We start from the raw sequence: 6,756 nt of genomic DNA, 5'->3' as shown, positions 1-6,756 counted from the left end.
TTTGAAAACACGCGCGATTTTCGGGATGCAATATTCAATTTTTTCACCAATACGCTACCAGAAATAGCGGACTCGCTGACGTCCAGAATTCACGATCATTTTCAGGTGCTCAAACCTGCATCTTGAGGTTTATTGGGTATAATGAATTATTTCCGCTTTCACGGGAATAACAATAACGCGTTAAATAATACTTTTTGTCATCTACCGAGTCAGTGCGAGTACGTTATCCATTGATCTGCGAGGCGCGCTGAAATAAATTATCCCACATACCATTGACTAATATCTGATCCGGCGGCGAAAGCTCACCATTTTTAATCGCTCGCTGTACGCTGTCGCAAATGCGCTGATAGAGCTCCTGAACCGAGGTATCCCCCTGCTCTTCAGCCTCTGCCACTGCCAGCGTCAAATGACCGCGCAGGTAGCCACCGGCAAAAAGTTCATCATCGCTGGCATGCTCTACCATATCATCAATCAGCGCAAGGATATGCGCTTCACATTCTGCGATCATCTAACATCCTCACTATTAACGTTTATCCGCATCAGTTGAGATCGGCGGGATACGGGAACTGCTCCGCCGTCAACGGCGGCGTATTGTAAAACGATTGTAATGCACGAATAAAGCGCAATGGAAGCGCCGGAATACCTTGCTCCAGATAGGTCATCACTTGTGCATGTACGGTGCGCTGAAATGCGATGCGATCCGGCTCAATACTCCCTTCCAGATTGTCGCAACTGACATTAAAGGGAAAGCCCGAAGCTACGCAAAACAGCCAGTCAAACGCCTGTGGCTTGATTTCTACCTGCTCGAACTGCCCCTGCGTTGCCACATCGCGGCCATCCGGGCAGTACCAATAGCCAAAATCCACCAGCTTGCGTCGCACCTCACCGGCAATGCACCAGTGCGAAATTTCATGAAATGCACTGGCATAAAACCCGTGCGCGAACACAATACGATGATAGGAAAACTGTTCATCAGCAGGCAGATATATAGGCTCATCATCCCCTTTCACCAGCCGAGTGTTATAGTCCTGCTCAAAGCACTGTGCGAACAACGTAATGAGATCGCGGTAATCGTGCGTAGTGATTACACTAGAGGTGGTCATGACCAGAGGTGTCCTATCCATTGGGCAATATCGCTGCCGTGGTTATCATAAATCAACTTCACGCTCATACAGGCAGACACAATCACCAGCATCGGACGGATCAGCTTTTGCCCCTTATTGAGCACCATGCGAGCACCGAGACGGGCCCCCAACACCTGCCCGACCAGCATCACCAGCCCAACGCCCCAGACCACCTGACCGCCCAGAATAAAGAACAGCAACCCACCAAAATTGGAAGTGAAATTGAGCACCTTGGCATACGCCGTGGCTTTAGGCAGGCTAAAACCGCTGAGCGTGACAAACGCCAGCGCGTAGAAAGAACCAGCGCCGGGGCCAAAGAAACCGTCATAGAACCCGATACACCCGCCCGCCAAAAAGGCAAACGAAAGGCCCGACAAACGTTTCTGGCGATCTTCATCGCCAATTTTCGGCATTAACAGGAAATAGAGCCCGATACCGATCACCAGAACTGGCAGGATCTGGCGCAAAAAATCCGCGTGAATCTGCTGAATCAACCAGGCACCAAACGTTGAACCTAAAAAGGTCAAGGCGATGGGCAACTTCTGTTCACTTAACCTCACGGCGCGCTGACGGACAAAATAGAGACTGGCAGAAAAAGATCCACCGACCGCTTGCAGTTTATTGGTTGCCAGCGCCTGCGCTGGGCTTAGTCCTGCAGAGAGCAGAATTGGAATACTGAGTAACCCACCTCCCCCAGCGATAGAATCGATAAAACCGGCAAGTGCTGCAAAAGCAAACAACACCCCGAGCATTTCGGGGCTGACTAAAAACCATTCCATGAGTTAGTTCACCAACAGATGTTTATCGAGTAATGCCTGACACGAGGCCGGTAGCGGAGGTGGCGTTTTCACTGGCGCTTCAGGGGTCGGATGGCGTGGCGTAAACCAACTGCTCAATTCGGCACCGCACCCATCACCTGCGGGTGGCGCGTCCTGATCCTGACATTCCAGGCTGTCTGCCGGGCAGCGTAACCGCACGTGCATATGCGCCCTGTGCGCAAACCAAGGACGCACTTTGCGCAGCCAGTCACGGTCCTGTCCCGCTTCCTGACACAGCTGTTTCTTGATGGCCGGGTTGACAAAGATGCGGGTGACCTCTTGATCCTGCGCGGCCAATTTGATCAACGCCGTCACCTGTGGCTGCCACAAGCGTGGGTTGACCTGACGACCATTGGCTGCAACCAAATCGACAGGCTGCGGTTTCATGAGTTGCTGTGCCGTCCAACGCTGCAGCGGCATCTGTAACCAAATATCCGCATCCAGACCGGACTGGTGACTTGCATGGCCGCTGCTGAATCGACCGCCAGCCGGCATTCCCATATCGCCCACCAGCACAATACCGCCAGTCTGCTTTTTCACATTAGCGCTTAGTCGCGTGATAAACGCCAGCAAATCCGGATGACCGAAATAGCGGCGTTGATCAACACGCGTCACCTGATAATTCACGGATTCCAGCGGCAACGGCTGCGCACCGACAATACAACCGTTAGAGAACGCACCAATGGCCTGCGCCGTACCCGGCACCGGATGCACGATCTCTTGCCACGGGTTTTTTGCCCATACGCCCGCGCTTAACAGCACGGCAATGACCCCCACCCACCCTTTTTTCATTTTTAGTTTACCAACGAGGAACCTGACTCACGACGTCCGCACACTGGGCGCGCTGACGCAACAGATGATCCATCAACACAATCGCCATCATTGCCTCCGCAATCGGCACAGCACGAATCCCCACGCAGGGATCGTGACGTCCACGGGTGATCATTTCCGTTGCTTCACCCTGGCGGTTGATGGTTTTCCCTGGCACCGTGATGCTCGAGGTGGGTTTCAACGCCAGATGCGCGACAATCGCCTGTCCGCTACTAATGCCACCCAGCACACCGCCCGCATGGTTACTCTGGAACCCTTGCGGGGTAATTTCATCACGGTTTTCGCTGCCGCGTTTGGTGACAACCGCAAATCCATCGCCGATTTCTACGCCTTTTACCGCGTTGATACTCATCAATGCGTGGGCCAGGTCGGCATCCAAACGGTCAAACACTGGTTCACCCAAACCAGCGGGCACCGATTCAGCGACAACGCTGACTTTAGCGCCGATGGAGTCACCCTCTTTTTTCAGGGCACGCATCAATTCATCCAGCGCATCGATCTTGTCGGCATCGGGGCAGAAAAACGGGTTTTGCTCGATGATATCCCACGCTTTCAATTCACAGGTGACATCGCCCATTTGCGCCAGATAACCACGTACCTGAATACCGTGTGTCATTTGCAGGTATTTTTTGGCAATGGCACCAGCGGCCACACGCATTGCGGTTTCACGGGCCGAAGAGCGGCCGCCGCCGCGATAGTCACGTACGCCGTATTTTTGTTCGTAGGTATAATCGGCATGACCAGGGCGGAACACGTCTTTGATCGCACTGTAATCCTGAGAGCGCTGATCGGTATTTTCTATGATCAGGCCAATGCTGGTACCCGTGGTGACCCCTTCAAACACCCCAGATAAAATACGCACCTGATCCTGCTCGCGGCGCTGCGTGGTATAACGCGAGGTACCGGGGCGACGGCGATCCAAATCGCGTTGCAGATCCGCTTCAGTCAGCGGAATGCCCGGCGGTACGCCATCAACGATACATCCCAACGCAATACCGTGGGATTCGCCGAACGTGGTGACGCGGAAGAACTGGCCAATGCTGTTGCCTGCCATCACTGCTCCTTTCTGTGTAACATCGCTATTCTGTACTGCATTATGATTTATATTGCCGGGGTGAGCCCGGCATAGCCGGTGTTTTTATTGCCGATACGCCGCAAAATGGCTGTGGCAATCCACCAGTTGATCTTTTGTCAGCATAAATACGCCATCACCACCGTGCTCGAACTCCAGCCAGGTAAAAGGAACATTCGGATACTGATCCATCAAATGCACCATGCTGTTGCCCACTTCACAGATCAGCACACCCTGCTCATTAAGGTAATCTGGCGCGCAGGCCAAAATGCGGCGTACCAAATCCAGCCCGTCATTGCCAGCCGCAAGGCCCAGTTCCTGCTCGCGGCGAAACTCCTGTGGCAAATCCGCCATGTCTTCCGCATCCACATACGGGGGATTGGTGACAATCAGGTCATACGCGAGCGGCGGCAGCGCGCGGAACAAGTCGGAACGAATCGGTGTGACCTGCTGTTCCAGGCCGTGTTGCTGGATATTCTGCTCGGCGACGGCCAACGCATCGCTGGAGAGATCGACAGCATCCACTTCTGCATCGGGGAAAGCGTACGCACACGCAATCGCGATGCAACCGCTGCCGGTGCAAAGATCGAGAATATGCTGCGGCTCATCGACGATCAATCCAGCGAACTGCTGTGAAATCAACTCACCGATTGGCGAACGCGGCACCAACACGCGCTCATCAACAAAAAACTCGAATCCGCAAAACCACGCCTTGTTGGTCAGGTAAGCCACTGGCAGACGTTCATTAACGCGACGAATAACGCGCTCAACCACACGCTGGCGTTCCGATACCGTCAGACGCGAGCCATACATATCCACAGGGAAATCAAGGGGCAAATACAGGGTGGGCAGCACCAGTTGCAGCGCTTCATCCCACGGGTTATCGGTGCCATGTCCATAATAGAGCTCGGCTGCGTTAAAACGGCTTACCGCCCAGCGCAACATGTCTTGCAAAGTATGCAGGTCTTTGACCGCCTCGTCGACGAAAATTTTATCCAAGTTAGTCCTCCACAGACCCCACCTGTCCGGAAATGCCGCTTAGTTTGCCATGAAGCCAACGACAAATCAGCAGATATCGCCCCGCCCGCGCAGAAATCCTCTGCGTTGCCTATCAATCGATTCTCCCCTTCTGTTGTTTGCCAATTTCGGGTTTGCTATTAAAAAGGTAGCGCAGGCACTATTACAGGTTACACTGGGGCCCATGTCATTTATGGAAAATGCCGTATGAATTGATTCCCTAACGCCAGGCCGCCCCATCGGGAAGCAGATACGCCGACGTAATAAGGACCGTGAGAGACACACCGGGGTGACCGAATGAGTAAAAAACACGCGTTGAATGATGGCGACGCACAGCTATTCCGCGCCTCCGTGGCAGGCACCAAAACGCTGCGCCAGGATACCTATGTACACCGTCCCCAGCGCAATCAGGTAGAAGGGAAGCTGCTGCCGCGCAAGGCGTTGCAGGAACAAGTGGATGCCAGCTTTTATTTTTCCGACGAATATCAGCCTCAACTGGACAGCGACGGCCCCACGCGTTACGTGCGCCCCTGCAGCAGCCATTACGAGCTAAAAAAACTGCGGCGCGGCGACTATTCCCCAGATCTGTTTCTCGATCTGCACGGATTAACCCAGTTGCAAGCCAAGCAAGAGCTAGGTGCACTGCTCGCTGCCTGTCGCCGTGAACACGTTTACTGCGCCTGTGTGATGCACGGCCACGGTAAGCATATTCTCAAACAGCAAACGCCACTCTGGCTGGCACAACATCCGGATGTACTGGCTTTCCATCAGGCCCCCAAAGAGTTCGGCGGTGACGCCGCACTGTTGGTGTTGGTGGAACTGGATGCGGCGTACGGTCAGATAAAAGTGTGCACTGAACCGTCGCGCTAATGCACCCAGCTTGCGCGCTGTCGCCTGACATTTGCGACGGCGTAAGCTCAGATCAGGATTTAAGCGCCAACTGTGACGGGCTGATTTGCCAATCGAACACACCAGCCCCCGACTGCGCATCGAGAGTAACGCAGGCCACCGCCGAGGTGGCAAACATCGGCGCTCCGGTTTGCGGGCTGAGTTCCGCCACCAGATACCCGACCAAGGGCAGGTGCGAGACGATCAATACCGATTCGATCCCCTCACCGGCCAACGCCAGCAGATAATCACTGATAAAGGCGGCATCGCCGCCCGGCGTCAGCGCTGGCAGGCAATCTTCTTCATCAGGCAGGGAAAGGATACCACGCAAGGTGGACAGCGTTTGCTGGGCGCGGACATAAGGACTCACCAAAACACGCGTAACAGCCACACCCTGGTCATGTAGCCAGAAAGCCATCTGAAGCGACTCTTCAACACCGCGCGCACTGAGAGGACGAAGCGCATCACTGGCTGCGTCAGGCACTGCATCACCATGACGCATAATCAAAACTTGCATATAACACCGTTATAGTAAAAAACTTCGTTATATTATGCTGTTAACATGTATTCACCGATAAAGAAACCGCCATGCATACAAGGTTTGGACAGGGGGAACAAGTGCCATTTTGTTGCAAATTTAACCGAAGCACGAACCGCTTTTTTTACCTTAGATGGGAAGCTGGAGTCAACCGATTTGGGTATGCCGCTGAGGCATAGTCATACCTTACTCCATCACCATAACACGCATCGTTGCAAGATTACACACACGAATCATCAGGTTAAGTGACGACCTTGTCACACTCCCGTATGGCAACAGAACAAAAAAAGCGAAAAACAACATTTTTGCCACCAACACAGGGTTAAAAAGGCTTTGTTGAATAAATAGAACTTTTGGGTAATCATCGGAGCAGATCACCACAGTTGTTTCAAAATCAGGTCTCCATGGCAAAACAAAATTTTAAAATCACCAACTGGCCCTCTTATAACAAGGCCCTCAAGCAGCGCG

At 53.3% G+C, this 6,756-nt stretch carries 9 protein-coding genes and 1 pseudogene; 2 read left to right on the top strand and 8 right to left on the bottom strand.

The window, feature by feature from the left end; genetic code table 11:
* A pseudogene (locus QZ506_RS16185) lies at window positions 1–126 on the top strand (IS630 family transposase); the annotation flags it as partial.
* 97 nt (window positions 127–223) lie between these two features.
* Here QZ506_RS16185 and QZ506_RS16180 read toward each other — a convergent pair.
* The 6 genes from QZ506_RS16180 to prmB all read right to left on the bottom strand — a co-directional run bounded on the left by QZ506_RS16180 (window position 224) and on the right by prmB (window position 4,844).
* Window positions 224–508, bottom strand: coding sequence for a YfcL family protein (locus QZ506_RS16180; RefSeq protein WP_291972470.1), 285 nt, complete (start codon window positions 506–508; stop codon window positions 224–226).
* A gap of 31 nt (window positions 509–539) precedes the next feature.
* Window positions 540–1,103, bottom strand: coding sequence for an elongation factor P hydroxylase (locus QZ506_RS16175; protein ID WP_291972468.1), 564 nt, complete (start codon window positions 1,101–1,103; stop codon window positions 540–542).
* Window positions 1,100–1,903, bottom strand: a complete 804-nt coding sequence (locus QZ506_RS16170) for a sulfite exporter TauE/SafE family protein (protein WP_291972466.1) — start codon at window positions 1,901–1,903, stop codon at window positions 1,100–1,102. Before QZ506_RS16170 ends, QZ506_RS16175 begins: the two co-directional genes overlap by 4 nt.
* Window positions 1,904–1,906: 3 nt before the next feature.
* The gene (gene mepA / locus QZ506_RS16165; RefSeq protein ID WP_291972465.1) at window positions 1,907–2,734 is read right to left on the bottom strand and encodes a penicillin-insensitive murein endopeptidase; all 828 of its coding nucleotides are present in this window, start codon (window positions 2,732–2,734) and stop codon (window positions 1,907–1,909) included.
* A gap of 7 nt (window positions 2,735–2,741) precedes the next feature.
* The gene (gene aroC / locus QZ506_RS16160) at window positions 2,742–3,827 is read right to left on the bottom strand and encodes a chorismate synthase (RefSeq protein WP_291972464.1); all 1,086 of its coding nucleotides are present in this window, start codon (window positions 3,825–3,827) and stop codon (window positions 2,742–2,744) included.
* A gap of 84 nt (window positions 3,828–3,911) precedes the next feature.
* Window positions 3,912–4,844: a 50S ribosomal protein L3 N(5)-glutamine methyltransferase gene (gene prmB / locus QZ506_RS16155; protein WP_291972462.1), complete on the bottom strand. Its 933-nt coding sequence runs from the start codon at window positions 4,842–4,844 to the stop codon at window positions 3,912–3,914.
* A gap of 315 nt (window positions 4,845–5,159) precedes the next feature.
* Between prmB and smrB the strand changes: the two genes are divergently transcribed.
* On the top strand, window positions 5,160–5,732 hold the full coding sequence (smrB, locus tag QZ506_RS16150; RefSeq protein ID WP_291972460.1) for an endonuclease SmrB: 573 nt from the start codon (window positions 5,160–5,162) through the stop codon (window positions 5,730–5,732).
* Between the two features lie 52 nt (window positions 5,733–5,784).
* On the opposite strand, the gene sixA is transcribed toward smrB, so the two are convergent.
* Together sixA and QZ506_RS16140 are read right to left on the bottom strand one after the other, a co-directional pair.
* On the bottom strand, window positions 5,785–6,267 hold the full coding sequence (sixA, locus tag QZ506_RS16145; RefSeq protein WP_291972459.1) for a phosphohistidine phosphatase SixA: 483 nt from the start codon (window positions 6,265–6,267) through the stop codon (window positions 5,785–5,787).
* A 207-nt stretch (window positions 6,268–6,474) separates the two neighbouring features.
* Entirely contained in the window at window positions 6,475–6,669 is a 195-nt protein-coding gene (locus QZ506_RS16140) for a hypothetical protein (protein WP_291972457.1), read from the bottom strand.
* Window positions 6,670–6,756 lie beyond the last annotated feature (87 nt).

This window comes from Candidatus Symbiopectobacterium sp. (genome assembly GCF_020054415.1).
Lineage (GTDB): Bacteria > Pseudomonadota > Gammaproteobacteria > Enterobacterales > Enterobacteriaceae > Symbiopectobacterium.
Note: the sequence above shows the minus strand (reverse complement) of the source record. Positions and strands in the feature narration are given on the sequence as shown.